Genomic DNA, 26,226 nt, shown 5'->3' with positions numbered 1-26,226 from the left:
CTTTGGAAGGAGGGTGCGGCGTCCGGCTCGCGGTAGTTTGCGAAGGGCATGAACGCAAGGCTTCTTTAACCCACCGTGATCCTCGCGAACGCGGGGATCCAGGCTTTGGAAGGAGGGTGCGGCGTCCGGCTCGCGGTAGTTTGCGAAGGGCATGAACGCAAGGCTTCTTTAACCCACCGTGATCCTCGCGAACGCGGGGATCCAGGCTTTGGAAGGAGGGTGCGGCGTCCGGCTCGCGGTAGTTTGCGAAGGGCATGAACGCAAGGCTTCTTTAACCCACCGTCATCCTCGCGAACGCGGGGATCCAGGCTATTGAACCGAAGTGCCATCCCGCGAAAAACTACCAAACCAAACCAAACCAAACCAAACCAAACCAAACCAAACGCCCTAAGGCGTCACCTCAAACCGCAACACCCCAATCACCTGCCCATCCTCAGTCAACACCCGCACCTCCCAATCCCCTTCCACTTCCTGCGGAAAGTTCTGTTTGTGCGTCCAAGACCGATACCCCTTCGCCCGCCCGCCGCTGATGTCCAGGGCGATGCGGTCCATCTCTTCGCCGTTGTGGCGCCATACATGATAGATGCGCTCGGCCAAACCACGCGGCGCATTGATGGCCGTGTAGGCATACAGGCCTTTGGTGCGCAGGTCGTTGGCGGTCATGGTGCTCAGGCTTTCACCGGGCGCGCGGTTGAAGTCGTCCAGTTCGGTGGTCACGGCCACTTCGGTCAGCCACAGCGTGGCCGGCGGCACCCATGAGCGCAGCAACCAACCCGCACCGCCCAGCGCCAGGGTCAGGCCGATGAGCGCCAAGCCACGCCACCAGCGTTGAATAGGGAAGGTCACCAGCAAACTGGGAAAAGACAGCGCCACCGCAATGCCCAGCGCCAGTTTGTAACTCTGCGCGGTGGTCAGGTGCAGGATGATGGGCAGCGCCGTCAGCAGCGCGGCGAACAGGGTCAGCGTGTGCATGGCCAGGTATAGCCAGCGGCGCGGGGCCAGCCATTTGTTGTAGATGGGGTCGATGATGCTCACCAGGCCGGCACAGGCCAGCAACCCGGTGAACATTAATTGCCCGCTGTTCCAGGTGGTGGTGATGATGAAAAACGGCAGCACGAAGAACAGGCTTTCCTGGTGGATCATCTGCGTCAGGTAACGCACCAGAGGTTGCGGCAGTTCGCGGCCAAAGAGCCTGGCGAACACGCGGGTCACGACGCTTTCCAAGGTCAGCCATAGCCAGCTGATTAGCAGCATTACAGCAATGGGCGTGGCCAGCCGCGCTTGCCGGTCGACGAGCACGAAGCTCAACACACCCGAGATAAAACCGAATGCCGCCACCACGCCAGGGTAGCGTTGCAGCAGGGCAATAACGGCGAGTGCGCGGGTTTTCCAGGTGTCTATCACGGAGGCAGGCCGGCAGGTTGAAAAGCAGGAGCGCAGAATACGGGCGGACACAGCGGGGGTCCATGGTGGCGCTTTAAGTAGGAGTGTGGCGCGCCAATTACGTTGCGCTTGTTTGTTCATCGGCGCTGCTGGCGCAATTGGCCACCGCCGCTGGCCGCCGTTGCCACTGTTGCCCGCCCGTTTGCGCCCGTACAGTGCGGCGGGCTAAAACAAAAATAAAAGGCCCGTTTATGAATTACGACGCGAGTTCTCAACTCATCCTCGGCCTGGTGCTGGCGGCGCTGATTTTCGGCGTGTCGCTGGAACTTCGCGTGGCGCAATTTCGCGCCATCGTGCGGCACCCGCAACCGGTGCTCGCCGGCATGTTGGGTCAGTGCCTGCTGCTGCCCTGGCTCACGCTGCTGGTGACCTTGCTGGTCGACTTGCACCCTGGGCTGGAGCTGGGCCTGCTGTTAGTGGCCTGCTGCCCCGGCGGCAATCTCTCGAATGTGATGACCCACCTGGCGCGCGGCAATACGGCGCTGTCGATGAGCATGACGGCGCTGTCCAGCCTGCTGGCGCTGGTGCTGTTGCCGCTCAACTTCGCGCTGACCAGCGCCTGCAATCCCGAAGCGTCCGCCTACCTGGCCGAGCGCCTGAGCAGCCTGCATGTCGATCACCTGAGCATCATCCTCAACCTGCTGTGGCTGCTCGGTCTGCCGCTGGCGCTGGGCATGTTGGTGGGCAACCTGTGGCCCCACGTGGCCGAACGGATCATGCCGTGGTTCAAGCGCTTCGCTCTGCTGGCGTTCGCGTTTTTCGTGGTTGGCGCGCTGGCGAGCAACTGGAAAATGTTCACCGCCTCGCTCGGCTTGGTGCTGGTGTTGGTGGTGGTACACAACGCCAGCGCCATCGTGCTCGGTTGGTTGATGGCGAAGTTGGCGCGCCAGCGCGGGGCCAATTTGCGGGCCATGGTTATCGAGATTTCCATGCACAACTCCGGGCTTGCCTTGGGGCTGATCTTTTCCCAGTTTGGCGGCGAGGCCAACATGGCCCTCGTCGCAGCGCTGTGGGGCACCTGGCATCTGGTCAGCGGGTTGCTGCTGGTGCTGTTCTGGCGCAATCGCCCGCTGGCGGTGGCCGGCGCTGACAAGGAGACGCTGACATGCGCGTCCTGATTACCGGCGCGGCAGGTTTTATCGGCCAGCAACTGCTTAACGACCTGGCGGCGCAGCATCCCAAATGGACGTTGATCGCCGCCGACATCCGCTCACAAACCACGCAGGGTTTGAAAATGAATGTCGAGCCGGTGTTGCTCGATATCAGCCAGCCGAACCAGGTGCGCGAATGCGTGGCGGCGTGGAAGCCCGAGGCGATTGTTCATCTGGCGTCGGTGGTCACGCCGCCGCGCGGCATGAGCGACGCGCAGTTGCACGCGATTGATGTCGGCGGCACCCGCTCGATTGTTGAAGCGGCAGTGGCCAGCAGCGTGAAGCAGCTGATCGTCACCAGCTCCGGCGCGGCGTATGGCTATTTTCCCGAAAACGCCGAGTGGATCGACGAAAACGATCCGCTGCGCGGCCACCCGCATTTCGCTTACGCCAAGCACAAACAGGAAGTGGAGGTGTTCCTGGCCAATGCCCGCCGCCATCATCCGCAGCTGCACCAGCTGGTGCTGCGGCCGGGCACGATTTTGGGTAAGCGGGTGAACAACCAGATCACCGACATGTTCAGCAAGCGCGCCGTGCTCGGTATTAAAGGCAGTGACAGCCGCTTTGTTTTTATCTGGGATCAGGACGTGGTCAGCATCATTCGCAAAGGTCTGGAAACCCATGCGCAGGGCATTTTTAACCTGGCCGGCGACGGCGCCCTGAGCCTGCGCGAGATTGCCGCGCTGCTGGGCAAGCCGTATCGGCCGTTGCCGGCCGGCCTGATCCGCAACGCCTTGCGCATTCTTAAACCGTTGGGGTTGAGCCAGTACGGCCCGGAGCAACTCGACTTTCTGCGCTACCGGCCGGTGCTGAGTAACCGCCGTTTGAAAGAAGAGTTCGGCTATCAACCGCGCTACAGCAGCCGCGAAGCCTTTATGGCGTTTTTGGCTGCACGCAACGGTTAAGGCTTCGCGGCGCTTGCTTAGGCGCGCTTCAGCGTCTTGACGCCTTCGGCGGTGCCCAGCAGCAACAGATCGGCACCGCGCGCGGCGAACAAGCCGTTGGTGACCACGCCGACGATGGCGTTTATCTGGGTTTCCAGCTCCGCCGGGTTGGTGATCTGCATGTTCATCACATCCAGAATGATGTTGCCGTTGTCGGTAATCACGCCTTCGCGGTACACCGGGTCGCCGCCCAGTTTCACCAATTCGCGGGCGACATGGCTGCGGGCCATGGGAATGACCTCTACCGGCAAGGGGAAATTGCCCAGCACCGGCACCAGCTTGCTGCCGTCGGCAATGCAGATAAATGTCTGTGCCACGGCGGCGACGATTTTCTCGCGGGTCAGCGCAGCGCCACCGCCTTTGATCAGGTTCAGGTGCTCGTCGCTTTCGTCGGCGCCGTCGATGTAGAACTCCAGGTCGCTCACGCTGTTGAGTTCATACACCGCGATGCCATGGCTTTTGAGGCGCGCGGCGGTGGCTTCGGAGCTAGCGACGGCGCCATCGAAAGCGCCTTTGTGCTTGGCCAGCGCGTCGATAAAACAGTTAGCCGTCGAGCCGGTGCCGACGCCGACGATGCTCTTGTCATTGAGCTTCGGAAGAATGAAGTCAACGGCCGCCTGGGCCACGGCTTGCTTGAGTTGATCCTGAGTCATCGCGGGTTCTGCGCCTGAAGGTAAACGGGGAGGCGCGGATTATAGCCTTGGCGCCGGGTCGGGTGGCGCCAACATAGGCGCCATCACGCCAGTCCGCAGGTGGCCGCAGGCCAGAGCGCTGGAGTAGACTGGCCGACCCGCCCTGTAAGCCAAAGATGCCGCCATGCTTGAACAGTACGTGAAGAAAACCCTGACCTCGCGCGTGTATGACGTCGCGGTGGAAACCCCGTTGCAGCCCGCGCGCCAGTTGTCGGACCGCCTGGGCAATCAGATTCTGCTCAAGCGCGAAGATTTGCAGCCGGTTTACTCGTTCAAAATTCGCGGCGCGTACAACAAGCTGGCGCAGCTCAGCGCCGAAGAACTCGCCCGCGGCGTGGTTACCGCTTCGGCCGGCAACCATGCGCAAGGCCTGGCATTGGCCGCCAAACACCTGGGCGTTAAAGCCACCATCGTGATGCCGCGCACCACGCCCGAGCTGAAGGTTAACGGGGTGCGCAGCCGTGGCGGCAAAGTGGTGCTGCATGGCGACGCATTCCCCGAGGCGCTGGCCCATTCGCTCAAGCTGGTCGAGGAAAAAGGCTATGTCTATATCCATCCGTACGACGACGAGTACGTCATCGCCGGCCAGGGCACGGTGGCAATGGAAATTCTTCGCCAGCAGCCCGGCGCGATCGACGCCATTTTTATCCCGGTCGGCGGCGGCGGGCTGATTGCTGGCATGGCCGCCTACGTGAAGTACCTGCGTCCGGAGATCAAGATCATCGGCGTCGAGCCAGACGACTCCAACTGCCTGCAAGCCGCCTTGGCGGCGGGCGAACGGGTGGTGCTGAGCCAGGTGGGCCTGTTCGCCGACGGCGTGGCGGTGGCGCAGATCGGCAAGCTGAACTTCGACATCTGCCGCGAGTACGTGGACGAAGTCATCACCGTCAGCACCGATGAAATCTGCGCGGCGATCAAAGACATCTACGACGACACCCGCTCGATCACCGAGCCGTCCGGCGCCCTCGCCGTGGCGGGCATCAAGAAGTACGTCGAGCGCGAAGGCGTGACCGGCAAGGTGCTGGTGGGCATCGACTCTGGCGCCAACGTGAACTTCGACCGCCTGCGCCATGTAGCCGAGCGCGCCGAACTGGGCGAGGGCCGCGAGGCGATCATCGCCGTGACCATTCCGGAAAAGCCGGGCAGCTTCAAAGCGTTTTGCGAAGCCATCGGCAAGCGCCAGATCACCGAATTCAACTACCGCTACCACACCGATAAAGAGGCGCACATTTTCGTCGGGGTGCAGACGCACCCGGACACCGACCCGCGTTCGACGCTGGTGGAAGGGCTGCGCGCCCAGGGCTTCCCGGTGCTCGACCTGACCGACAACGAACTGGCCAAGCTGCACATTCGCCACGCCGTGGGCGGCCATGCGGCAGCGGTGCCGGACGAAAGCGTGTTCCGTTTCGAATTCCCCGAACGGCCGGGCGCGCTTTTCAACTTTCTCACCAAGCTGGGCGGGCGCTGGAACATCACCATGTTCCACTACCGCAACCACGGCGCCGCCGATGGCCGAGTGTTAGCCGCGCTGCAAGTGCCAGAAGACGAGCGTCATCTGCTGCCGGCCGCGCTGGAGGAAATTGGCTATCCGTACTGGGATGAAAGCGCCAATCCGGCCTATAAGCTGTTTCTTGGTTAATTAATGATCAGATGCGCAGCCGCCATTCGGCGGCATGGGCACGCCTGACAGGGACGCGACATGGAACATTATCTGCTCTTCAAAATTCTCCACAGCGCCGTAGCCGTGCTGCTGCCGCTGGGCGTGATCGCTCATATCTTCATGCTGTTCAAAGCCCAGCGTCGGGGCGACTTGGCCGTGCTGCAACGCAAAGTACGGCGCACTCGCGTAATGAGTCTGCCGGTGTTCGCCGTGCTGGCTGCCACGCTGCCGGTGAGCGGTTTTTATCTGGTGCACGTGGCCGGCTGGCCGCTTAGCCAGCTGTGGCTGCTGCTCAGCTCGGTGCTGTTTATCGTGCTGTTTGTTGTCGGCCTGCTGCTGTCGGGGCGCCTGGCCGCCTGGGAAGCGCTGGGCCCGGTGGCCGCACCGCAGCGGTTGCAGCGTTTTGCGCTGGTGTATGGCGTGCTGATTCTGCTGTTGCTGGTGGCAATTCTTGGCCTGATGGGTGCTAAGCCGGCGTAAGAAAGAGCAAAAACTCGAGGCTAAAGCCTCTCCCACATGGGACTGGTCCCTGTAGGAGAGGCTTTAGCCTCGATGCCGTTGAGATCAGCCGCGCAAACTAATCACCGGCCAACCCCGACGCTCAGCTTCGGCGCGCAGCGTGGGGTCCGGGTCAACGGCGAACGGGTGGGCTACTTTCTCCAGCAGCGGCAAATCGTTCATCGAGTCGCTATAGAAGTAGCTGTCGTCCAGGTTGAAACCTGTTTCTTCCAGCCAGCGATTCAGCCGCGTCACTTTCCCTTCTTTAAAGCACGGTATGTCTGTGGTGCGGCCGCTGTAGCGGCCGTCGACCATTTCGCATTCGGTGGCCAGCAGCGTGTCGACGCCCAGACGCGTGGCAATCGGGCCGGTGACGAAACGGTTGGTGGCGGTGATGATGACCAGCTTGTCGCCAGCAGCACGGTGTTTTTCCAGCAGCGCCAGGGCAGGGGCCAGGATGATTGGCTCGACGCAATCGCGCATGAACTCGGAGTGCCATTGGTCCAATTGGGCCATGTCGGTGCGGCCGAGAATTTCCAGGCTGAAGTTCAGGTAGTCGGTGATGTTCAGCTTGCCGGCCAGGTAATCCTGATAAAACTCGTCGTTGCGCGCTTTGTAGGTAGCGCCGTCGAGGATGCCGCGCTCGCACAGGTAATCGCCCCAGGCGTGGTCGCTGTCGCCAGCCAGAAGGGTGTTATCGAGGTCGAACAAGGCCAGGCGCATACGTAATCTCGCTTTACATATAAATAGAAAAACCGACCGAAGAAAAACGTAGCGAGCGAAGGGTAGGCAAGGCAAAAACGGATGAGCAAGCGCAGTTGGCTGTAGCCAATGAGCATTGCGAATCCGTTTTTAACGCCGCCTAACCGAGCGCAGTAGTTTTTCTTCGAGTCGGAAGAATACGGGGTTTCGGGGGACCTGCCCATAAGGTTGGCAGGCGCGTTGCTGGCATCACGACCTTTGTGAAAGAATGCAAAAACATGCGTTTACGAGGTTGTACCGTGATCGATTCTGATGGTTTTCGCCCGAATGTCGGCATCATTCTCACCAATGATGTTGGGCAAGTGCTCTGGGCTCGTCGTATCAATCAGGACGCCTGGCAGTTTCCGCAAGGCGGCATTAATGACAACGAGTCCCCCGAAGAAGCGCTGTACCGCGAATTGAACGAAGAAGTCGGGTTGGAGCAGGAAGATGTGCAGATTCTTGCCTGCACCCGCGGTTGGTTGCGGTATCGTCTGCCGCAGCGTTTGGTCCGTACTCACAGTCAGCCGTTGTGCATCGGGCAAAAGCAGAAGTGGTTTCTGCTGCGCCTGAAATCCGCCGAAGAGCGGGTGCGCATGGACCTGACCAACAAACCTGAATTCGATGGCTGGAAGTGGGTAAGTTATTGGTACCCGCTGGGCCAGGTTGTGACATTCAAGCGTGAGGTTTACCGCCGCGCGTTGAAGGAACTGGCGCCGCGCCTTCTCGCGCGAGATTGACGATGCAAGCAATAAGACCGACCTAGGAGTTCACCTCGAGCCATGCTCAACACGCTGCGCAAGATCGTCCAGGAAGTGAACAGCGCCAAAGACCTCAAGTCGGCGTTGACGATCATTGTGCAGCGGGTAAAAGACGCCATGGGCAGCCAGGTCTGCTCGGTGTACTTGCTGGACCCCGAAACCAATCGCTTCGTGCTGATGGCCACCGAGGGCTTGAACAAGCGCTCCATCGGCAAAGTCAGCATGTCGCCCAGCGAAGGTCTGGTCGGCCTGGTGGGCACGCGCGAAGAACCGCTGAACCTGGAAAACGCCGCCGACCATCCTCGCTACCGCTACTTCGCGGAAACCGGTGAAGAGCGCTACGCCTCCTTTCTCGGCGCGCCGATCATTCACCACCGGCGGGTGATGGGCGTTCTAGTTATTCAGCAAAAGGAGCGTCGCCAGTTCGACGAGGGCGAAGAAGCCTTCCTGGTGACCATGAGCGCCCAGCTCGCCGGCGTTATCGCCCACGCTGAGGCCACCGGTTCCATCCGTGGCCTGGGCCGTCAGGGCAAAGGCATTCAAGAAGCGAAATTCACTGGCGTGCCGGGCTCGCCGGGCGCTGCCGTGGGTACGGCGGTGGTGGTGTTGCCGCCTGCTGACCTTGAGGTGGTGCCCGACAAAACCGTTTCCGATATCGCCGCCGAACTGCTGCTGTTCAATCAGGCCCTGGAGCGTGTGCGCGCCGACATGCGTGCGCTGTCCGCCAAGCTCGCCACCCAGTTGCGCCCGGAAGAGCGCGCGCTGTTCGACGTGTACCTGATGATGCTCGACGACGCGGCCCTCGGCGGCGAAGTAACCACCGTGATCAAAACCGGTCAGTGGGCGCAGGGCGCGTTGCGCCAAGTGGTGGGCGAACACGTCAACCGCTTCGGCTTGATGGACGACGCCTACCTGCGCGAGCGCGCCTCTGACGTCAAAGACCTCGGCCGTCGCCTGCTCAGCTACCTGCAACAGGCGCGTCAGCAGAACTTGGTTTACCCCGACAACACTATTCTGGTCAGCGAAGAACTCACCCCGGCCATGCTCGGCGAAGTGCCGGAAGGCAAGCTGGTGGGCCTGGTCTCGGTACTCGGTTCGGGTAACTCCCACGTTGCTATTTTCGCCCGCGCCATGGGTATTCCCACGGTGATGGGTGCGGTCGATCTGCCGTATTCGAAAATCGACGGCATTCAGCTGATCGTCGACGGCTACCACGGTGAAGTGTTCACCAACCCCAGCGACGTGCTGCGCAAGCAATACGTTGAAGTGGTCGAAGAAGAACGCCAGCTCACCCAGGGTCTGGCAGCGTTGCGCGAGTTGCCGTGCGAAACCCTCGACGGCCACCGCATGCCGCTGTGGGTGAACACCGGTCTGCTGGCCGACGTGGTGCGCGCGCAGGAGCGCGGCGCCGAAGGCGTTGGCCTGTACCGCACCGAAGTGCCTTTCATCATGAAAGAGCGCTTCCCCAGCGAAAAAGAACAGCTGGCCATCTACCGCGAGCAGTTGGCCGCCTTCCATCCGCTGCCGGTGACCATGCGCAGCCTGGACATCGGCGGCGACAAGGCGCTGTCGTACTTTCCGATCAAAGAAGACAACCCCTTTCTGGGCTGGCGCGGCATTCGCGTGACCCTCGACCACCCGGAAATTTTCCTGGTGCAGACCCGCGCCATGCTCAAGGCCAGCGAAGGCCTGGATAACCTGCGCATTCTGCTGCCGATGATTTCCGGCACCCACGAACTGGAAGAAGCGCTGCACCTTATCCACAGGGCATGGGGCGAGGTGCGTGACGAAGGCACCGACGTACCGCTGCCGCCAGTCGGCGTGATGATTGAAGTACCGGCCGCCGTTTACCAAGTGCGCGAGTTGGCGCGGCAGGTGGATTTCCTCTCCGTGGGCTCCAACGACCTGACCCAGTATTTGCTGGCCGTCGACCGCAACAACCCGCGCGTCGCCGATCTCTACGATTTCCTCCATCCCGCGGTGTTGCAGGCCTTGAAGCTGGTCGTCGATGGCGCCCATGCCGAAGGCAAGCCGGTGAGCATTTGCGGTGAAATGGCCGGCGACCCGTCGTCCGCCGTGTTGCTGATGGCCATGGGTTTTGACGGCTTGTCGATGAACGCCACCAACCTGCCCAAAGTGAAATGGCTGCTGCGCCAGATCAGCCTGGGTAAGGCCAAAGAGCTGCTGGCGCAGATCATGACCATCGACAATCCACAGGTTATCCACAGCACCTTGCACCTGGCGCTGCGCAATCTTGGCCTGAGCCGTGTGCTTAACCCGGCGTCGGTCATTCAGTCTTAAAGCCTCTCCCGGCGAAAACCGGGAGAGCGCTTTTTCAGTCTTCCAACCGCACCTCACCCAAATGCCCGCCGTAGGGCCCAAAGCTGCGCTCGATCAGCACGCGTTTGCCGTCTGCTTGCGTGATCAGCACCGTGCAGGCGCGTGTGCCGTAGGTGCGGCTGGCGATAAACACGCTCGACAGCAATTGCTCGGTGGCCAGGCCGATACCGGTGTCCGGCAGCGCCGCGTCGGGTGGTCGTTGCGAGTCGGTGAGAATGGAAAACAGCGCCTCGGGTTCAGGCGCGTCGAGCACCTCGTTCAGCGCGGCTTTGGCTTTATCGAGCTTCGGCCACGGTGTGTCCAAGGTGTCGTTGGACAGGCCGTACACCCCCGGCGCCAGCAAGCGCGACTGGCCTTCGCGGGAGTTGAAAAACCACACGCCGTCGCGGTCCCCCAGCAGCAGATTGAAGCCCGAATAAATGCCCGCGCGCCCCATCAGGCCATCCAGATACGCCGCCGGTGGCAGATCGCTGCGTAGAAACTCCGCCACCAATTCACCCCGTGACCGGCCGAGCGGGGGCTGGCGGGGGTCGCGAATATTGGTCAGCGCAGCAAAGCGACCGGCACTGCCGATGCCCAGCCAACTGCCGCCCGCTTCCAAGTCGCGTCCGGCGAGTACCTGTGGAGCATCCTCCCAGGGGGCTAGCGGCAGGGCAGGTCGGTCATAGAACTCATCACGGTTGGCAGCCAGCACCAGCGGCTGGACGTGGCCAGGGCGCCACGCGAAAACAATCAGGCACATCACCCATTCCTTAATCGGCAGACAACTGGCGCAGTGGCTCTGCGTACAGGTACTCCCGTGCCGGGAGGCTAGCTCACTTTACCCAAGCCGGTAGGACGCTTCCATTGCGGGCCGGTGAAAAATCTACAGCCCGACGGCATCTCTGGAGAGCCAAGGTGGCTTCCGTTACCATGCCGCATTGTTTTCGGGGGTGCCGATGGAATTCCTGCTCTATTTGCTGCTGGGTGCCGGGGCCGGTGTGCTGGCCGGGCTGTTCGGCGTGGGCGGCGGCATCATCATTGTTCCCGTGCTGGTATTCAGTTTCACCGCGCAAGGCTTTGACCCGGCCATCCTCACGCAGATGGCAGTTGGCACCTCCTTGGCGACCATCATCTTCACCTCCATCAACGCCGTTCGTGAGCACCACCGCAAAGGCGCGGTGAACTGGACGATCGTGCGCTGGATGGGCCTGGGCATTGTCGTCGGCGCCGGCCTTGGCGCCCTGACGGCCAAGTCGATTCACGGCGAATACCTGCAAAAAATCATCGGTGTGTTTGCCATCGCCGTGGCCATTCAAATGGCCTTCTCGTTGAAGCCCAAAGCTACGCGTGGCGTGCCCGGCAAAACCGGTCTCGGTGCAGCGGGTGCGTTGATCGGCTGGGCGTCGGCGATCTTTGGCGTGGGCGGCGGCTCTATGACCGTGCCGTTCCTGAGCTGGCGCAGCGTGCCGATGCAGCAGGCGGTGGCCACTTCGTCGGCGTGCGGCTTTCCCATCGCGCTGGCCAGCGCGCTGAGTTTTATCCTATTGGGCTGGCATGACCCACGGCTGCCAAGTTGGAGCCTGGGCTTTGTGTACTTGCCGGCTTTGTTGGGCATCGCCCTGACCAGTATGTTTTTCGCCCGTTACGGCGTGCGCCTGGCCCATCGGCTGTCACCGGTGTTGCTCAAGCGCCTGTTCGCCCTGCTGCTTGTCAGCGTGGGTTTGAGTTTCTTGATTTAAGGAGTCCACATGCTGGCTTACCCGAATATCGACCCGGTGGCCCTGGCCATCGGCCCGCTGAAAATCCACTGGTACGGTTTGATGTACCTGGTGGGCATCGGCGGCGCCTGGTGGCTGGCGTCGCGCCGGCTGGAGCGTTTCGACGCCACCTGGACCAAGGAAAAGCTCTCCGATCTGGTGTTCTGGGCGTCCATGGGCGTGATCGTCGGCGGGCGTTTGGGTTACGTGCTGTTCTACGATTTGCCGGCCTACATCGCCAACCCGCTGCTGATTTTGGAAGTGTGGCGCGGCGGCATGTCGTTCCATGGCGGTTTTATCGGCGTGATGCTGGCGATGCTCTGGTTTGGACGGCGCAACGGCAAAAGCTTCTTTGAACTGATGGACTTTATCGCGCCGCTGGTGCCGATCGGCCTGGGCGCCGGGCGTATCGGCAACTTCATCAACGCCGAACTCTGGGGCAAGGCCACCGACGTACCGTGGGCCATGATTTTCCCCACCGACCCGGCGCAACTGCCGCGTCACCCCTCGCAGCTTTACCAGTTCGCCCTGGAAGGCGTCGCGTTGTTCGCCATTCTCTGGTTCTACTCGCGCAAACCGCGGCCAACCATGGCCATCTCCGGGATGTTCGCGTTGTTCTATGGCATTTTCCGTTTCATCGTTGAATTCGTCCGCGTGCCGGACGCGCAACTGGGCTACCTCGCCTGGGGCTGGCTGACCATGGGGCAGGTGTTGTGCGTGCCGATGATTGTCGCCGGCCTGGCCCTGGTCGTTTGGGCCCACCGCCGCGCGCCCGTGGTCGCCAAAGGAGTCGTGCAATGAAGCAATACCTCGACATGATGCGCCTGGTGCGTGAGACCGGCACCTTCAAGGCCGACCGCACTGGCACCGGCACTTACAGCCTGTTTGCCCACCAGATGCGCTTCAACCTGGCCGATGGTTTTCCGTTGGTGACCACTAAAAAGTGTCACCTCAAATCCATCATCCACGAGCTGCTGTGGTTCCTTCAGGGCGACACCAACATCAAGTACCTGAAAGACAACGGCGTGCGCATCTGGGACGAATGGGCGGACGAAAACGGCGACCTCGGCCCGGTGTACGGCTACCAGTGGCGCAACTGGCCAGCCCCCAACGGTGAGTCAGTGGACCAGATCAGCAAGCTGATCGACATGATCAAGAAGAACCCGGATTCGCGCCGCCTGATGGTTTCGGCCTGGAACCCGGCGTTGGTCGACCAGATGGCATTGCCGCCGTGCCACGCGCTGTTCCAGTTCTACGTCGCCGACGGCAAGCTCAGCTGCCAGTTGTACCAGCGCTCGGCGGATATCTTCCTCGGCGTGCCCTTCAACATCGCCAGCTACGCGCTGCTGACGTTGATGGTGGCGCAGGTGTGCAATCTTGAACCGGGCGAATTCATCTGGACCGGCGGCGACTGCCACCTGTACGCCAACCACCTGGAACAGGCCGACCTGCAGCTCACCCGCGAGCCGCTGCCGCTGCCGACCATGAAGCTGAACCCGGACGTGAAAGACTTGTTCGCCTTCAAGTTTGAAGACTTCGAACTGCAGAACTACCAGGCCCACCCGCATATTTCGGCGCCGGTTGCGGTGTAAACCACCTGCAATCCCGTCGCCTGCAACCCCGTAGGAGCCAGCTTGCTGGCGAAGCTTTTAATCTTGAAGGGCTTCGCCAGCAAGCTGGCTCCTACAGGTTGGTGACTGCTGACGATTTACGCCGCCACGCCCGGCAAATACGGCTGCCAACTCTCGGGCACATGCTCCAAACGCGGGTAATTCAGCGCATCCAGTTGCAGGTGCGACAGCACAAACGGCGTGTGGCGCATGTTCACTGGCAGGGCGCGAAGCTCGCTCAGCCAAAGGCTGACATAGGCCGCTTGCGGGTCGAAGCGCCGCGCTTGCAGCAGTGGGTTTAGCGCCTGGCTGCGCACCGGGTCGCAGGCGATACCGGTGAGATAGGCCCAATTGCCCCAGTTGCTCGCCGCTTCGTAATCCAGCAAATGCTCTTCGAACCAGGCCGCGCCGTGGCGCCAGTCTTGGCGCAGTTCGTTGACCAAATAACTGGCCACCACTTGCCGGCCGCGCTTGCTGATAAAACCAGTGGCGGCCAGTTCGCGCATGCAGGCGTCCACCAGTGGCATGCCGGTGCGGCCTTGCGTCCATTGCTGAAAACGCTCGTCCACGGCGGTCGGGGCTTGTTGCGTGGCCTTCAAACCGCCGGCTTGAAACAGTGCTTCGCCGCGACGCACCAAGGTCCAGCGGAAGAATTCACGCCAGAGCACGGCGCGCCACAGTTCCTGGGTGGAGTCGTTGCGCCCGTACTGCGCTTCATGGCGGCGCAGGTCGGCGACCACACGGCGAACCGACAGGCAGCCATTGGCCAGCCACGGCGAAAGCTTCGAGGAAAATTCGCTGCCGATCAGGCTGTCCCGCGCCGCTGCGTAGTGCCGTACGTCCTGGCTCTCCCACAGGTAATCGCGCAACCGCGCTTGGGCAGCCACTTCGCCGCCAGAAAACGGGAAGGCACTGTCGGCGATGTAAACCGGCTCGCCCAAACCCAGGTGCGACAAGGTCGGCGGCGGCATCAGCAATTCATTCGCCGCTTCAGGAATCGCCGGCAAACGCTCCGGCGCCGCCAGCGGTTGAAACACCACCAGGCGTTCTTCCATCAACGCGCAGAAGTCGCGGTACACCGCCGGCAGTTGCTCAATGGCGCAGGGCAATTCGTTGGCTTGCAGCAGGCCATGGCCCGCGACTTCCAGCAGCGACGTAGCGCCGAGTTTGGCGCGCACCCGGGCCAGTTCCTCGCGCGCCTCGGGGGCGATTTCCTCGTGGGTCACCACCTCATCAATGGCCAGGCGCTCGGCCAGCAGGGGCAGAATATGTTCCGGTTGGCCCTGTACAACTAACAGGTGTGAGCCGCGCGCGCGCAAGGCGCCATCCAGCGCCAGCAAGCTTTCCAGCAGAAACCGTGCGCGGTGCACGCCAAGGCGGCGGGCGCCCAATGGGCCGGGTTGCAATAGTTTCGGATCGAGCACAAATACCGGCAGCATCCGCTCGGCGCGGGCAGCCGCGTGCAAGGCAGGATGGTCATCCAGACGCAGGTCGTGTTTGAACCAAAGAAGAGAGCGGCGCATGCATGATTTCCTTTCAGTGCTAGGCAGCGGTGATCGAGAGCTGGAGCGGGGTGCAGCAACTATAGGTGGGCATTTAGGTGGGCGTTTGCGTTCCATTGCGCCGCTTGTCTGGCGCTTTTTTCGCCGGGAAACTGACGCTTTGTCCATCCGCGCAGCAGTGGCGCGCGTAAAGCACTAAACTACCGCTCGTTATACCTAGGGCCGCGCTTGAGTGGCAACTAGCCAGCCTTGTCCAAGCGCCGAGCGGGATCAACCCGGCCGCTTTTCCCGAGTCTTTTGCGGTATCCGATGAAAAATCTGTTTTTAGCCATCTTCCTTATCGCCCTCGTTGGCTGCACCAACGGCCTGACCATCGACACGCGCCATCCCTCGCAAAATCAGGATGAGCGTGTTCAGTACGTCATCCTGCATTACACCTCGGCGAGCCTTGAGCGCTCGCTGCAATTGCTGACTCAGGGCGAGGTCAGCAGCCATTACCTGATCGGCGCGGGCCCGGCGACCATCTACCGGCTTGTGAACGAAGACAAACGCGCCTGGCACGCCGGCGAAAGCGAGTGGGAAGGGCGCACGTGGCTCAATTCCACCTCCATCGGCATTGAGCTGGTGAACGCCGGCTACGACGACACGCCGCAAGGCCGCGTCTGGTATCCGTTCAGCGAGCAGCAAATTACCGCGCTGATCGCGCTGCTCAAGGACATCACCGCGCGCAACCACATTGAGCCGCGCCACGTCATCGGCCACAGCGACATCGCGCCGCTGCGCAAACTCGACCCAGGGCCGCTATTCCCCTGGCAGCGCCTGGCCGAGGCCGGTTTTGGCTTGTGGCCCGATGCCAACGCGGTGGCCGAGGCGTTGCCCGCCTTTGAACAAAACCTGCCTTCAATTGGCTGGTATCAACAGCAACTGGCCCATTTGGGCTACGCCACGCCGCAGAACGGTGAGTTGGATGTGGCCACGCGGCACGTGATCGCCGCGTTCCAGATGCACTACCGCCCGCATCGCTTCGACGGGCAGCCGGATGCGCAAACAGCGGCGCTGTTGGTGGTGCTTAATCGGATGAATCGGCCGAAATAATCGCCGGCTTCAACGCTTGGGCAAACTCGCCAACAACCGCGAATCTGCCAGGGCCGCCGTGCGGTGCACCGTCGCCGCCTTGTACTCGGGGTCGCCGATCATGCTCAGAAACGCGTCCTTGGACGGGTAACGCACCAGCAGCAGTTCGTCCCACTGCTCGCCCGCCGGCGCAATCAGCGCCACTTCAATGCTCGCCACTACCTGCACTTCACCGCCCACGCCGCGCACTTTGGTCAGTGCCGTGCGGCTGTAGCGTGCATACGCTTCGCGGCCGCTGCATGGGCTGTGCTCGCTGTCGGCGGGGTACTGCGCCTCGGGGTTATAGCGCAGCAGGTTGAGCATCAAAATCGGCGTATCGGCCGGCAGCTTTTCAGCGAAGGCGGCCAGTTGCTCGCGGGTCGGATTAAGGGTGCTGAGTGGGTTCATGGCGGACTCTCTTATTGTTGTGGTTGAGCCTTGAGCCGTTACGCCAGCATGTCGGCAACCGTGGTGCGCAGCAGGTCGAGGCTGAACGGCTTGGTGATGGTGGCGACTTTGGCGGTGGTCACGCCCGTCTGGTAATCCTGTGCGGCGTAACCGCTGGCGAACAACACCGGCAGGTTCGGCCGGCGTTCATGGGCGGCGGCCATCAGTTGCTGGCCGGTCATGCCGGGCAGGCCGATGTCGGTCATCAGCAGGTCGATGGGCTGTTCGCTGTTAATGAAGGCCAGCGCATCGGGGCCGTTCTCGGCTTCCAGTAGCTGGTAGCCGAGTTCCTCAAGCACCTCGACGGTGAGCATGCGCACCACGTCGTCATCCTCGACCAGCAGGATGGTTTTATGGCTGTTTTCACTAAGGCTGTCGGGCATGAAACGGTCTCGAATTGGGGGCAAATAAACAACGAAAAATAAATGTGCAACTGCTTGAACGTGCTGCTGACCAAGTCTCTGGCCTTGCGTTTGTCGATGAGCCTCCGTGCGGCGCAAGACTACCGAAGGGTCGACAAACCGGCTACGGTCAGCCGGTCATTTCTCTAGCGTATGTAGGAATAAGCATGCACATTTCCTGGCCTTTACGGCAGAATCCGGAATTTTTACGCAGGGACGGCAAATGAGCGACACCACTGCAATTGACGAAAACAGCTTTCGCCGCATTCTCAGCCGCAACGTCGCGTTGCCGTTGGGCGTGGGCGTTCTCAGTGCGGTCTTCTTTATTGGCCTGGTGTATTACCTGCTTAACGTCTTGCAGTGGGTGGAACACACCGACCGCGTCATCGGTAATACCAACGAGGCGTTCCGCCTGACCGTTGACCAGGAAACCGGCATGCGCGGGTTCCTGATTACCGGCAATGAATCCTTTCTCGCGCCGTTTGATGTTGCCCGGCCGCGCATTAATTCCGAACTGCAATCGCTTAAAGAACTGGTGGCAGACAACCCGGCTCAGGTTGACCGGCTGCGTCGCCTGGAGGCGTTACAGCAGCAGTGGGCCAAGTTCGCCGATGCGGTGATCGATAGCCGCCGTGCCGGTGAAAACTACCAACTCATCATCTCAAGCGGCCGTGGCAAAGAACTGACTGACGAAATCCGCAAAGGTTTCGACGAAGTTATCGCCACCGAGCAGCAGCTGCGCTTCCAGCGCAACAAAGAAGCCAACAACACGGTGGTGCTGACCATCGCGCTGTACCTGCTGTTCAGTCTGGTGGTCAGCGGCATTCTGGCGTTCATGGGCCGTCGCGAATTGCTCGGCTTGTCCAACAGTTACGCCAAAACCTTGCAGCAGCAACAGCGCAGCGCCGAAGTGATCGAGCAGAAAGCCTGGCTGCGCAACGGCCAGAGCCTGCTGGCGGAGCGGGCGCTGGGCCAGCAAACCCTGGCGCAATTGGGGCAGGGCGTGTTGAGCGAGCTGGCCAGTTATATCGGCACCACCGTGGGCGCGTTTTATGTGCGCGAGCTGGGCGGCGCGTTGAAGCGCGTGGCCACCTACGGTTTCAGTGTCGACCACGATGGCTCGGAGCAAGTAGTGGCCGGCAACGAATCGATGGTCGGCCAAGCGCTGCAAGAGCGCCGCATGATCCGCCTGGACAACCTGCCCCATGCGTACCTCAGCGTGGCGTCGGGCCTGGGCGCCACCTCGCAGCTCAATATCGTGGTGCTGCCGATCATCAGCGACAACGTCGTCAACGGCGTGCTCGAACTGGCGTTTCTGCGCCCGATCACCGACACCGACATCGAGTTTCTGGAAACCATCGCCGGCAACATCGGCACCTCCATCGATGCCGCTAACTACCGTGTGCGCCTGCAGCAGGCTCTGGCCGAAACCCAGCAGCTCAACGAAGAGTTGCAAGTGCAGCAGGAAGAATTGCGCACCGCCAACGAAGAGCTTGAAGAGCAGTCGCGGGTGCTCAAAGAATCCCAGGCGCACCTGGAAAGCCAGCAAGCCGAGCTTGAGCAAACCAACGAGCAACTGGCCGACCAGGCGCAGCGCCTGGAAGACCAGCGCGACTCGCTGGACGAAAAGAACAACGCCCTTGGCGTGGCCCAGCGCGAGCTGGAAGAACGCGCCCAAGAGCTGCAACGCGCCAGCCTGTACAAATCCGAATTCCTCGCCAACATGAGCCACGAGCTGCGCACGCCGCTCAACAGCTCGTTGATTCTGGCCAAGCTGCTGGGCGACAACCCGCACGGCAACTTGACGCCCGAGCAGGTGAAGTTTGCCGAATCGATCTACGCCGCCGGCAATGACCTGCTGCTGTTGATCAACGACATCCTCGACATCTCCAAAGTCGAAGCCGGCAAGCTGGAAGTGCGCCCGCAAAAAATGCCGCTGACCCGCCTGGTCGACAGCCTGCGCACCTTGTTCCAGCCGATTGCGCTGGATAAACAGCTGGCCTTTGACATTGAGATGGCCCCGGACCTGCCGACGGCGCTGTTTACCGACCAGCAGCGCGTGGAGCAGATTTTGAAAAACCTGCTCTCCAATGCCATGAAGTTCACCGAGAAAGGCCAGGTGACGCTGAGCATCAGCGGCCAGCCAGACGGCCGCGTAGCGTTCGCCGTGAAAGATTCGGGCATCGGCATTCGCGAAGACCAGCAAACCTATATTTTCGAAGCCTTCCGCCAGGCCGATGGCACCACCAACCGCCGCTACGGTGGCACCGGGTTGGGCCTGTCGATTTCCCGCGACCTGGCGACCTTGCTCGGCGGCGCCATCAGCGTGGTCAGCGCGCCAGGCAAGGGCAGCACGTTTACCTTGGTGTTGCCGCAGTCGTACGAAGAAGGGCTGGTGATCCAGTCAGTCGCCGACGTTCCACCACCGCCGCCCGCACCGCTGGTGGTGCCGTCTGCGCCTGTGCCTGTGCCAGCGGCCACCGAGCCACCGGCCATTCCCCGCTTCAACGATGACCGCGAGCAGCTCAAAGAAGGCAGCCGGCGCATTCTGGTGATCGAAGACGAGCCGAACTTCGCGCGCATCCTCTACGACCTGGCCCACGAGCTGAAATACGACTGCCTGGTGGCGCACGGCGCGGACGAAGGCCTGCAGTTGGCCGCGCAGTTCCTGCCAGACGCCGTGCTGCTGGATATGCGTCTGCCCGACATTTCCGGCCTGGCCGCCCTGCAGCGCCTGAAAGACAACCCGCGCACCCGGCACATTCCGGTGCACGTGATTTCCGTTGAAGACCGCATGGAGGCCGCGCTGCAATTGGGCGCCATCGGTTATGCGGTAAAACCGACCACCCGAGAGCACCTCAAAGACGTATTCGCCAAGCTCGAAGCCAAGCTCGCCCAGCAAGTGAAACGCGTACTGCTGGTGGAAGACGATGCCCTGCAGCGCGACAGTATTTCGCGCCTGATCGGCGATGAAGACATCGAAATCACCGCCGTCGAGTTCGGCCGCGAGGCGCTTGAGTTGCTGCGCACTACGGTGTTCGACTGCATGATCATCGACCTCAAGCTGCCCGACATGCGCGGCAACGAGCTGCTCAAACGCATGTCTGAAGAAGACATCTGCTCGTTCCCGCCCGTGATCGTCTACACCGGCCGCAATCTGACGCGCGACGAAGAAATCGAGCTGATGAAGTATTCGCGCTCAATCATCATCAAAGGCGCGCGCTCGCCGGAACGCTTGCTGGATGAAGTGACGCTGTTCCTGCACAAGGTCGAGTCGAAGCTGTCCAGCGAGCGGCAGAACATGCTGAAAACCGCGCGCAACCGCGACAAGGTATTTGAAGGTCGGCGCGTGTTGGTGGTCGACGACGACGTGCGCAACATCTTCGCCCTCACTAGCGCCCTGGAACACAAAGGCGCCATCGTCGAAGTGGCGCGCAACGGGCGTGAAGCACTGACTAAGCTGGAAGAGGTCGAAGACATCGACCTGGTGCTGATGGACGTGATGATGCCGGAAATGGACGGCTACGAAGCCACCGCCGAAATTCGCAAAAATCCGCGCTGGCGCAAGTTGCCGGTGATTGCCGTGACCGCCAAGGCGATGAAAGATGACCAGGACCGCTGCCTGCAAGCGGGCGCCAATGACTACCTGGCCAAGCCCATCGACCTGGATCGGTTGTTTTCGTTAATTCGCGTATGGCTGCCCAAACTGGAACGCATTTGATGTCACCCGACCGTGATCTTGAGATCGAGCTGCGCCTGCTGATCGAGGCCATCTACCTCAAGTACAACTACGACTTCCGTGACTACAGCGGCGCTTCGTTCAAGCGCCGCGTGCGCCATGCGTTGCAGCAATTCAACTGCAACACCATCACGGCGTTGCAGGAGCGCATCCTGCACGACCCCGGCGCGTTCATGCAGTTGTTGCAGTACCTGACGATTCCCGTCAGCGAAATGTTCCGCGACCCGACCTACTACCTGGCGTTGCGTCAGCAAGTGGTGCCGCTGCTGAAAACCTACCCATCGGTGAAAGTGTGGGTGGCCGGTTGCAGCACGGGCGAAGAAGTCTATTCGCTGGCGATTCTGCTCAAAGAAGAAGGCTTGCTGGAACGCTCGATCATCTACGCGACGGACATCAACCCACGCTCGTTGGAAAAAGCCGAGCGCGGCATCTTTTCTCTCGACAACATTCGCACCTACACCGAGAACTACCAAAAAGCCGGCGGCCAACGCTCGTTTTCCGACTACTACACGGCGGCCTACGAAGGCGCTTTGTTCGACAGGTCGCTGTGCGAGAACGTGACCTTCGCCGACCACAGCCTGGCCACCGACAGCGTGTTCTCGGAAACCCAGTTCATTTCCTGCCGCAACGTGCTCATCTACTTCAACAAAACCCTGCAAGACCGCGCGTTCGGCCTGTTCCACGACTCGCTCTGTCACCGTGGTTTCCTCGGCCTGGGCAGCAAGGAGAGCCTAGACTTCTCCAGCTACGCCAAACGCTTTGAACCCTTGGTGAAACCCGAACGGATTTTCCGCAAATCATGAACACCGCCGCCCTCGACGACTTGCTGCTGACCCGCGCCCACGCGTTGGAAGCGGTGGTGGTCGGCGCGTCGGCGGGCGGTGTGCAGGCGCTGCTGGCCATCTTCAGCGGCCTGGGCGCCGACTACCGCCTGCCCATCATCACCGTGCTGCATTTGCCCGACGACCGTCGCAGCCAGTTGGCCGACGTGTTCCAGGCGCGCCTGGGCATTCGCGTAAAAGAAGCGGAAGACAAAGAACCGCTGCACGGCGGCACGCTGTATTTCGCCGGGGCCGGGTATCACTTGCTGATCGAAAACGACCGCAGCTTTTCCCTCAGCCGCGAAGAACCGCAGCATTTCTCCCGGCCCTCCATCGACGTGCTGTTCGAATCGGCCGCCGATGCCTACGGCCCGGCATTGATGGGCGTATTACTGACAGGCGCCAACGAGGACGGCGCAAAAGGAATGGCAACCATAAAACACTGTGGCGGTCTGACCGTGGTCCAAGACCCCGCAGACGCTCAGGTTGCCACCATGCCCCTAGCGGCGCTGGCGTTGCATCCAGCCGATTTCGTCCTGCCGGTTCCCGGCATACAGGCGCTGCTCGCAGAGTTGAATAGAAGCCCATGCTGACAACCATCGAAACCAAACTGCTGATCGTCGATGACCTGCCGGAGAACCTGCTGGCCCTCGACGCGTTGATCCGCGGTGAAGGCCGTCAGGTTTTTCAAGCCACCTCGGGCGAGGAGGCGTTGGGGCTGCTGCTTCAACACGACTTCGCCCTGGCCATTCTCGATGTGCAGATGCCGGACATGAACGGCTTCGAGCTGGCCGAGCTGATGCGTGGCACGGAAAAGACCAAACACATCCCCATCGTCTTCGTCAGCGCCGCCGGGCGCGAGATGAACTACGCCTTCACCGGCTACGAAAGCGGTGCCGTCGATTTTCTGCAAAAGCCGCTGGATATCCAGGCGGTGAAAAGCAAGGTCACCGTGTTCGTCGAACTGTTCCGCCAACGCCAAGCCATCAACGAACAAGTGATCGCCCTGGAAAAAAGCCGCAAGGAGCAGGAAGTGCTGCTCTGTGAACTGCGTGCCACCCAGGACGACCTTGAGCGTGCGGTGCGCATGCGCGACGACTTTATGTCCATCGTCTCCCATGAGCTGCGAACGCCGCTTAACGGTCTGGTGCTGGAAACCCAGCTGCGCAAGCTGCGCCTGAGCAAGGGCGACCTGAGCGCGTTCACCCCCGACAAGCTCAAGACCATGAGCGAGCGCGACGAACGTCAGATCAACAGCTTGGTGCGCTTGATCGAGGACATGCTCGACGTGTCGCGCATTCGCACCGGCAAGCTGTCCATCCGCCCGGCTCATTTCGACCTTGCCGCTCTGGTTGGCCGCGTGCTGGAAAACTACGGAGCGCAAATCGCCGCAGCGGGCTGCGAAGTCACCCTGAGCGCCGCGGAACCGGTGGTTGGCCTGTGGGATGAATTCCGTATCGAGCAGGTGGTGGTCAACCTGCTTACCAACGCGCTGCGTTATGGCAACCAGAAGCCCGTGGATTTGCGCGTTTTGGCCACCCCTGAGGGCGCGTGCCTGGAAGTGGAAGACCACGGCATCGGCATTTCTGCCCCGGACCTGGCGCGCATCTTCCAGCAATTCGAGCGTGTGTCGTCCAACGGCGTGAGCCAGGGGCTGGGCTTGGGCCTGTTTATCACCGAGCAGATCATTGCCTCGCACCAAGGCACCATCGAAGTGGAAAGCCACTTGGGCCAGGGTTCGCTGTTTCGCGTTTACCTGCCGCTGGAATCGCGCACCGAGCCAGACCCCGCCGCGTGAAAAAACGCCGTTTCGCTTAAGCCCCTGCGAAACGGTGATAAGCGGTCGTGCAATTTGCAACCCGGCAAAAACGGCCGTCGTGCAATGTGCAACCGGCCATTACGGAATTGATTTGTAAGTGATTGATTTTAAAGGGAAAAAAATTCACTTTTAGTTGGCACGACGGCTGCACTTTCAGATTCAAGAAAACTTGATCTGCGATGGAGTCGCCGCCATGAATACCGTACTGAACCTGCTGAGTGCCGCTGCTGTGGTTGTCACTGGTGCATATGCTTCCGCCACGACCTCCGCCCCTGACACCGTTGCCGTTCAGGCGACTGCCAAGGTCAACCATTCCCAACTGCTGAACAAACCGCTGACCGAGCCGCAATGGGCCGAAAGCCCGTTCATGCAGCCTGAGCCGCAAATGGCCCAGACCGCTCCACAAGGCGACGTACTGCGCGGCGCCCAGTGGCTGACCGTCAGCGACGACGTGGAAACCGGCCACACCCCGCAAGCCGCTAACCAGCGCTTTGTATTCTGATTCCCTGAAAGCCGACAAATGACCGGCCGGCCACGCGCCTGGTTGTCATGAAAGTCGGGTTAGTTATGTGTGTATGAGCTTGAGGATGACTGCCATGTCTAAAGCCGCGATGGTCTTGCTGGTACTGGCCTTGGTTTGCTGCGCTGTGGTGCTTTACGCGCCGTTGAGCAATGCGATGCTGGTCGGAGTATTGAAACTGGCAACCGGCTTGCTGGTGGGTATGTTTGTACTGGCCCTGGTGTTTGGCCGCCGTATCAAGTTCGACCCGGTGCTGCGCTAAGCACCGCTTTCCCGCTTCTGCGTTTCCCCGCCATCCCCGCCGACCCCGTAGGAGCGAGCTTGCTCGCGAAGCGGTATTCGCGCCGACCTAATCCCACCTGTTCACCACCCTTCGCGAGCCAGCTCGCTCCTACAGTCCGTTTGGCTCCCCCGCCCAACTTTGACGCTTTCGACAATTCCCCTGTCGTTTTTGCGCGATAGCGGCCAATGCCCAAGGAATATGCTGACCCCCAAAGCGCCGGCAAACGATTCGGCGCAGGTTACTAGAGAGGGGACAGCCTGATGAGCCCAGCCGAGTTGCACGCCGACAGCATCGTTATCGACGGTCTGATCATCGCCAAATGGAACCGTGAGCTGTTCGAAGACATGCGCAAAGGCGGCCTGACCATGGCCAACTGCACCGTCTCGGTATGGGAAGGTTTCCAGGCAACCGTCAACAGCATCGCCGCCAGCCAGAAGCTGATGCGCGAGAACGCGGACCTGGTGATGCCCGTGCGCACCACCGCCGACATCCGTAAAGCCAAGGAACAAGGCAAGACCGGCATCCTCTTCGGTTTCCAGAATGCCCATGCGTTTGAAGACCAGATCGGCTACGTCGAGGTGTTCAAGCAGCTCGGCGTTGGCATTGTGCAGATGTGCTACAACACCCAGAACCTGGTGGGCACCGGCTGCTACGAGCGTGACGGCGGGCTTTCGGGTTTCGGTCGCGAGATCGTCGCGGAAATGAACCGCGTCGGCATCATGTGCGACCTCTCCCACGTCGGCTCCAAGACGTCCGAAGAAGTCATCCTCGAATCGAAAAAGCCGGTGTGCTACTCGCACTGCCTGCCGTCGGGGCTTAAAGAACACCCGCGCAACAAATCCGATGAAGAACTGAAATTCATCGCCGACCACGGCGGCTTTGTCGGCGTGACCATGTTCGCGCCGTTCCTGGCCAAGGGCATCGACTCCACCATCGACGACTACGCCGAAGCCATCGAATACGTGATGAACATCGTCGGCGAAGACGCGATCGGCATTGGCACCGACTTCACCCAGGGCCACGGCCAAGACTTCTTCGAATACCTGACCCACGACAAGGGCTACGCCCGCCGCCTGACCAGCTTCGGCAAGATCATCAACCCGCTGGGCATCCGCACCGTGGGCGAATTCCCCAACCTCACCGAAACCTTGCTCAAGCGCGGCCATAGCGAACGCGTGGTGCGCAAGATCATGGGTGAGAACTGGGTCCGCGTTTTAGCTAACGTCTGGCACGAATAACGCCGTTTCGTTCGGCCCTCTCCCCCGGCCCCTCTCCCGCAAGCGGGAGAGGGAAGACCAACCCGATCTGACGACATTGCGCGATCAGCCCCCTCTCCCGCTTGCGGGAGAGGGCTGGGGAGAGGGCAGCCACTTTATGAATTTTCCGGAGTAACACCATGGCCAAAATCGCCCCGCAACTGCCCATCGAAGTCGACAGCGAAACCGGTGTCTGGACCAGCGATGCGCTGCCGATGCTGTACGTGCCACGGCACTTTTTCGTCAACAACCACATGGGCATCGAGGAAGTGCTGGGCGCCGACGCCTACGCCGACATTCTCTATAAAGCCGGCTACAAATCGGCCTGGCACTGGTGCGAGAAAGAAGCTGAATGCCACGGCATTGAAGGCGTGGCGGTGTTTGAGCACTACATGAATCGCCTGAGCCAACGCGGCTGGGGCCTGTTCAAGATCCAGGACATCGACCTGGAAAAAGGCACCGCCAGCGTCAAGCTCGAACACTCTGCTTTCGTCTACGTGTACGGCAAGGTCGGGCGCAAGGTGGACTACATGTTCACCGGCTGGTTTGCCGGCGCCATGGACCAGATTCTCGCCGCCAGCGGCAGCAGCATCCGCACCGTCGCCGAGCAGGTGTATGGCGGCTCGGAAGAAGGGCATGACGATGGGTTGTTTGTCGTAAAGCCGCTCTGATCATCTCTTTCCAACTCAACGTGAAAACGTAGCGAGCGAAGGGTAGGCAAGGCGGAGGGCAAAGCGAAAAGCGGA

25 protein-coding genes are annotated in these 26,226 nt (G+C 61.1%); 18 read left to right on the top strand and 7 right to left on the bottom strand.

Annotation, left to right across the window (positions count from 1 at the left end):
- Positions 1-387: 387 nt before the first annotated feature.
- Positions 388-1,401 (bottom strand): DUF5924 family protein, encoded by a 1,014-nt coding sequence (locus AC0IW7_RS07685; protein ID WP_463384768.1) that lies wholly within the window; start codon positions 1,399-1,401, stop codon positions 388-390.
- 233 nt (positions 1,402-1,634) lie between these two features.
- Between AC0IW7_RS07685 and AC0IW7_RS07680 the strand changes: the two genes are divergently transcribed.
- Positions 1,635-2,561 (top strand): bile acid:sodium symporter family protein, encoded by a 927-nt coding sequence (locus tag AC0IW7_RS07680; protein WP_463550894.1) that lies wholly within the window; start codon positions 1,635-1,637, stop codon positions 2,559-2,561.
- Positions 2,549-3,499 carry an SDR family oxidoreductase gene (locus tag AC0IW7_RS07675; RefSeq protein ID WP_471816862.1) on the top strand — a complete coding sequence of 317 codons (951 nt, stop codon included), beginning with the start codon at positions 2,549-2,551 and terminating at the stop codon, positions 3,497-3,499. Before AC0IW7_RS07680 ends, AC0IW7_RS07675 begins: the two co-directional genes overlap by 13 nt.
- A 17-nt stretch (positions 3,500-3,516) precedes the next feature.
- Here AC0IW7_RS07675 and rpiA read toward each other — a convergent pair whose 3' ends face one another.
- Positions 3,517-4,191: a ribose-5-phosphate isomerase RpiA gene (rpiA, locus tag AC0IW7_RS07670; RefSeq protein WP_471816860.1), complete on the bottom strand. Its 675-nt coding sequence runs from the start codon at positions 4,189-4,191 to the stop codon at positions 3,517-3,519.
- A 163-nt stretch (positions 4,192-4,354) separates the two neighbouring features.
- Here rpiA and ilvA point away from each other — a divergent pair, with 163 nt between their 5' ends.
- A complete protein-coding gene (gene ilvA, locus AC0IW7_RS07665; protein WP_471816858.1) occupies positions 4,355-5,869 on the top strand; it encodes a threonine ammonia-lyase, biosynthetic in 1,515 nt (504 codons plus the stop codon).
- Between the two features lie 60 nt (positions 5,870-5,929).
- Entirely contained in the window at positions 5,930-6,370 is a 441-nt protein-coding gene (locus AC0IW7_RS07660) for a DUF2269 family protein (protein WP_471816856.1), read from the top strand.
- Positions 6,371-6,454: 84 nt separating this feature from the next.
- On the opposite strand, the gene AC0IW7_RS07655 is transcribed toward AC0IW7_RS07660, so the two are convergent.
- Positions 6,455-7,111: a histidinol-phosphatase gene (locus tag AC0IW7_RS07655; protein WP_471816854.1), complete on the bottom strand. Its 657-nt coding sequence runs from the start codon at positions 7,109-7,111 to the stop codon at positions 6,455-6,457.
- Positions 7,112-7,389: 278 nt separating this feature from the next.
- Here AC0IW7_RS07655 and AC0IW7_RS07650 point away from each other — a divergent pair, with 278 nt between their 5' ends.
- Both AC0IW7_RS07650 and ptsP read left to right on the top strand, forming a co-directional pair.
- The gene (locus AC0IW7_RS07650) at positions 7,390-7,869 is read left to right on the top strand and encodes an RNA pyrophosphohydrolase (protein ID WP_122492078.1); all 480 of its coding nucleotides are present in this window, start codon (positions 7,390-7,392) and stop codon (positions 7,867-7,869) included.
- A 42-nt stretch (positions 7,870-7,911) separates the two neighbouring features.
- Positions 7,912-10,191 (top strand): phosphoenolpyruvate--protein phosphotransferase, encoded by a 2,280-nt coding sequence (ptsP, locus tag AC0IW7_RS07645; protein ID WP_122492077.1) that lies wholly within the window; start codon positions 7,912-7,914, stop codon positions 10,189-10,191.
- Positions 10,192-10,225: 34 nt separating this feature from the next.
- Here ptsP and AC0IW7_RS07640 read toward each other — a convergent pair whose 3' ends face one another.
- Positions 10,226-10,972, bottom strand: coding sequence for an NRDE family protein (locus AC0IW7_RS07640; protein WP_471816851.1), 747 nt, complete (start codon positions 10,970-10,972; stop codon positions 10,226-10,228).
- Positions 10,973-11,168: 196 nt separating this feature from the next.
- Between AC0IW7_RS07640 and AC0IW7_RS07635 the strand changes: the two genes are divergently transcribed.
- From AC0IW7_RS07635 to AC0IW7_RS07625, 3 genes are read left to right on the top strand one after another with little or no spacing between them, the layout of a single operon-like run.
- Positions 11,169-11,951, top strand: coding sequence for a sulfite exporter TauE/SafE family protein (locus AC0IW7_RS07635; protein ID WP_463550889.1), 783 nt, complete (start codon positions 11,169-11,171; stop codon positions 11,949-11,951).
- Positions 11,952-11,960: 9 nt separating this feature from the next.
- Positions 11,961-12,770 (top strand): prolipoprotein diacylglyceryl transferase, encoded by an 810-nt coding sequence (gene lgt / locus AC0IW7_RS07630; RefSeq protein WP_122492074.1) that lies wholly within the window; start codon positions 11,961-11,963, stop codon positions 12,768-12,770.
- Positions 12,767-13,561, top strand: a complete 795-nt coding sequence (locus tag AC0IW7_RS07625) for a thymidylate synthase (protein WP_471816848.1) — start codon at positions 12,767-12,769, stop codon at positions 13,559-13,561. Before lgt ends, AC0IW7_RS07625 begins: the two co-directional genes overlap by 4 nt.
- 116 nt (positions 13,562-13,677) lie before the next feature.
- Here the strand turns inward: AC0IW7_RS07625 and AC0IW7_RS07620 are convergent, their stop codons facing one another.
- On the bottom strand, positions 13,678-15,102 hold the full coding sequence (locus tag AC0IW7_RS07620; RefSeq protein ID WP_471816846.1) for a DASH family cryptochrome: 1,425 nt from the start codon (positions 15,100-15,102) through the stop codon (positions 13,678-13,680).
- A 288-nt stretch (positions 15,103-15,390) separates the two neighbouring features.
- On the opposite strand from AC0IW7_RS07620, the gene AC0IW7_RS07615 reads away from it, so the two are divergent.
- Positions 15,391-16,176, top strand: coding sequence for an N-acetylmuramoyl-L-alanine amidase (locus tag AC0IW7_RS07615; protein WP_471816844.1), 786 nt, complete (start codon positions 15,391-15,393; stop codon positions 16,174-16,176).
- Between the two features lie 9 nt (positions 16,177-16,185).
- On the opposite strand, the gene AC0IW7_RS07610 is transcribed toward AC0IW7_RS07615, so the two are convergent.
- Together AC0IW7_RS07610 and AC0IW7_RS07605 are read right to left on the bottom strand one after the other, a co-directional pair.
- Positions 16,186-16,602, bottom strand: a complete 417-nt coding sequence (locus AC0IW7_RS07610; protein ID WP_471816842.1) for a DUF1330 domain-containing protein — start codon at positions 16,600-16,602, stop codon at positions 16,186-16,188.
- A gap of 38 nt (positions 16,603-16,640) precedes the next feature.
- Entirely contained in the window at positions 16,641-17,024 is a 384-nt protein-coding gene (locus AC0IW7_RS07605; protein WP_463384155.1) for a response regulator, read from the bottom strand.
- A 241-nt stretch (positions 17,025-17,265) separates the two neighbouring features.
- Here AC0IW7_RS07605 and AC0IW7_RS07600 point away from each other — a divergent pair, with 241 nt between their 5' ends.
- The 8 genes from AC0IW7_RS07600 to AC0IW7_RS07565 all read left to right on the top strand — a co-directional run bounded on the left by AC0IW7_RS07600 (position 17,266) and on the right by AC0IW7_RS07565 (position 26,151).
- Positions 17,266-20,763, top strand: a complete 3,498-nt coding sequence (locus tag AC0IW7_RS07600) for a response regulator (protein ID WP_471816840.1) — start codon at positions 17,266-17,268, stop codon at positions 20,761-20,763.
- Positions 20,763-21,584 (top strand): CheR family methyltransferase, encoded by an 822-nt coding sequence (locus tag AC0IW7_RS07595; protein WP_471816838.1) that lies wholly within the window; start codon positions 20,763-20,765, stop codon positions 21,582-21,584. The genes AC0IW7_RS07600 and AC0IW7_RS07595 overlap by 1 nt, the downstream gene beginning before the upstream one ends.
- A complete protein-coding gene (locus tag AC0IW7_RS07590; protein ID WP_463550855.1) occupies positions 21,581-22,195 on the top strand; it encodes a chemotaxis protein CheB in 615 nt (204 codons plus the stop codon). Before AC0IW7_RS07595 ends, AC0IW7_RS07590 begins: the two co-directional genes overlap by 4 nt.
- Positions 22,189-23,400, top strand: coding sequence for a hybrid sensor histidine kinase/response regulator (locus AC0IW7_RS07585; RefSeq protein WP_471816836.1), 1,212 nt, complete (start codon positions 22,189-22,191; stop codon positions 23,398-23,400). The genes AC0IW7_RS07590 and AC0IW7_RS07585 overlap by 7 nt, the downstream gene beginning before the upstream one ends.
- Before the next feature lie 214 nt (positions 23,401-23,614).
- Positions 23,615-23,923, top strand: a complete 309-nt coding sequence (locus AC0IW7_RS07580) for a hypothetical protein (protein WP_122492065.1) — start codon at positions 23,615-23,617, stop codon at positions 23,921-23,923.
- Between the two features lie 94 nt (positions 23,924-24,017).
- Positions 24,018-24,203 carry a PA3371 family protein gene (locus AC0IW7_RS07575; protein ID WP_163016479.1) on the top strand — a complete coding sequence of 62 codons (186 nt, stop codon included), beginning with the start codon at positions 24,018-24,020 and terminating at the stop codon, positions 24,201-24,203.
- Between the two features lie 281 nt (positions 24,204-24,484).
- Positions 24,485-25,462: a dipeptidase gene (locus AC0IW7_RS07570; protein WP_471816833.1), complete on the top strand. Its 978-nt coding sequence runs from the start codon at positions 24,485-24,487 to the stop codon at positions 25,460-25,462.
- Between the two features lie 158 nt (positions 25,463-25,620).
- Positions 25,621-26,151 carry a DUF5943 domain-containing protein gene (locus tag AC0IW7_RS07565; RefSeq protein ID WP_471816831.1) on the top strand — a complete coding sequence of 177 codons (531 nt, stop codon included), beginning with the start codon at positions 25,621-25,623 and terminating at the stop codon, positions 26,149-26,151.
- Positions 26,152-26,226 lie beyond the last annotated feature (75 nt).

The sequence above is a fragment of the Pseudomonas sp. AC229 genome (genome assembly GCF_979254655.1).
Note: the sequence above shows the minus strand (reverse complement) of the source record. Positions and strands in the feature narration are given on the sequence as shown.

Excerpts from the sequence above, each read along its gene's own strand:
- AC0IW7_RS07610 (WP_471816842.1), bottom strand. The coding sequence starts at position 16,602 with ATGAACCCACTCAGCACCCTTAATCCGACCCGCGAGCAACTGGCCGCC.
- AC0IW7_RS07680 (WP_463550894.1), top strand. The coding sequence starts at position 1,635 with ATGAATTACGACGCGAGTTCTCAACTCATCCTCGGCCTGGTGCTGGCG.
- AC0IW7_RS07675 (WP_471816862.1), top strand. The coding sequence starts at position 2,549 with ATGCGCGTCCTGATTACCGGCGCGGCAGGTTTTATCGGCCAGCAACTG.
- AC0IW7_RS07660 (WP_471816856.1), top strand. The coding sequence starts at position 5,930 with ATGGAACATTATCTGCTCTTCAAAATTCTCCACAGCGCCGTAGCCGTG.
- AC0IW7_RS07570 (WP_471816833.1), top strand. The coding sequence starts at position 24,485 with ATGAGCCCAGCCGAGTTGCACGCCGACAGCATCGTTATCGACGGTCTG.
- AC0IW7_RS07605 (WP_463384155.1), bottom strand. The coding sequence starts at position 17,024 with ATGCCCGACAGCCTTAGTGAAAACAGCCATAAAACCATCCTGCTGGTC.
- ptsP (WP_122492077.1), top strand. The coding sequence starts at position 7,912 with ATGCTCAACACGCTGCGCAAGATCGTCCAGGAAGTGAACAGCGCCAAA.
- AC0IW7_RS07565 (WP_471816831.1), top strand. The coding sequence starts at position 25,621 with ATGGCCAAAATCGCCCCGCAACTGCCCATCGAAGTCGACAGCGAAACC.
- ilvA (WP_471816858.1), top strand. The coding sequence starts at position 4,355 with ATGCTTGAACAGTACGTGAAGAAAACCCTGACCTCGCGCGTGTATGAC.
- lgt (WP_122492074.1), top strand. The coding sequence starts at position 11,961 with ATGCTGGCTTACCCGAATATCGACCCGGTGGCCCTGGCCATCGGCCCG.
- AC0IW7_RS07620 (WP_471816846.1), bottom strand. The coding sequence starts at position 15,102 with ATGCGCCGCTCTCTTCTTTGGTTCAAACACGACCTGCGTCTGGATGAC.
- AC0IW7_RS07595 (WP_471816838.1), top strand. The coding sequence starts at position 20,763 with ATGTCACCCGACCGTGATCTTGAGATCGAGCTGCGCCTGCTGATCGAG.
- AC0IW7_RS07640 (WP_471816851.1), bottom strand. The coding sequence starts at position 10,972 with ATGTGCCTGATTGTTTTCGCGTGGCGCCCTGGCCACGTCCAGCCGCTG.
- AC0IW7_RS07655 (WP_471816854.1), bottom strand. The coding sequence starts at position 7,111 with ATGCGCCTGGCCTTGTTCGACCTCGATAACACCCTTCTGGCTGGCGAC.
- AC0IW7_RS07580 (WP_122492065.1), top strand. The coding sequence starts at position 23,615 with ATGAATACCGTACTGAACCTGCTGAGTGCCGCTGCTGTGGTTGTCACT.
- AC0IW7_RS07625 (WP_471816848.1), top strand. The coding sequence starts at position 12,767 with ATGAAGCAATACCTCGACATGATGCGCCTGGTGCGTGAGACCGGCACC.
- AC0IW7_RS07575 (WP_163016479.1), top strand. The coding sequence starts at position 24,018 with ATGTCTAAAGCCGCGATGGTCTTGCTGGTACTGGCCTTGGTTTGCTGC.
- AC0IW7_RS07635 (WP_463550889.1), top strand. The coding sequence starts at position 11,169 with ATGGAATTCCTGCTCTATTTGCTGCTGGGTGCCGGGGCCGGTGTGCTG.
- AC0IW7_RS07590 (WP_463550855.1), top strand. The coding sequence starts at position 21,581 with ATGAACACCGCCGCCCTCGACGACTTGCTGCTGACCCGCGCCCACGCG.
- AC0IW7_RS07615 (WP_471816844.1), top strand. The coding sequence starts at position 15,391 with ATGAAAAATCTGTTTTTAGCCATCTTCCTTATCGCCCTCGTTGGCTGC.
- AC0IW7_RS07600 (WP_471816840.1), top strand. The coding sequence starts at position 17,266 with ATGAGCGACACCACTGCAATTGACGAAAACAGCTTTCGCCGCATTCTC.
- rpiA (WP_471816860.1), bottom strand. The coding sequence starts at position 4,191 with ATGACTCAGGATCAACTCAAGCAAGCCGTGGCCCAGGCGGCCGTTGAC.
- AC0IW7_RS07585 (WP_471816836.1), top strand. The coding sequence starts at position 22,189 with ATGCTGACAACCATCGAAACCAAACTGCTGATCGTCGATGACCTGCCG.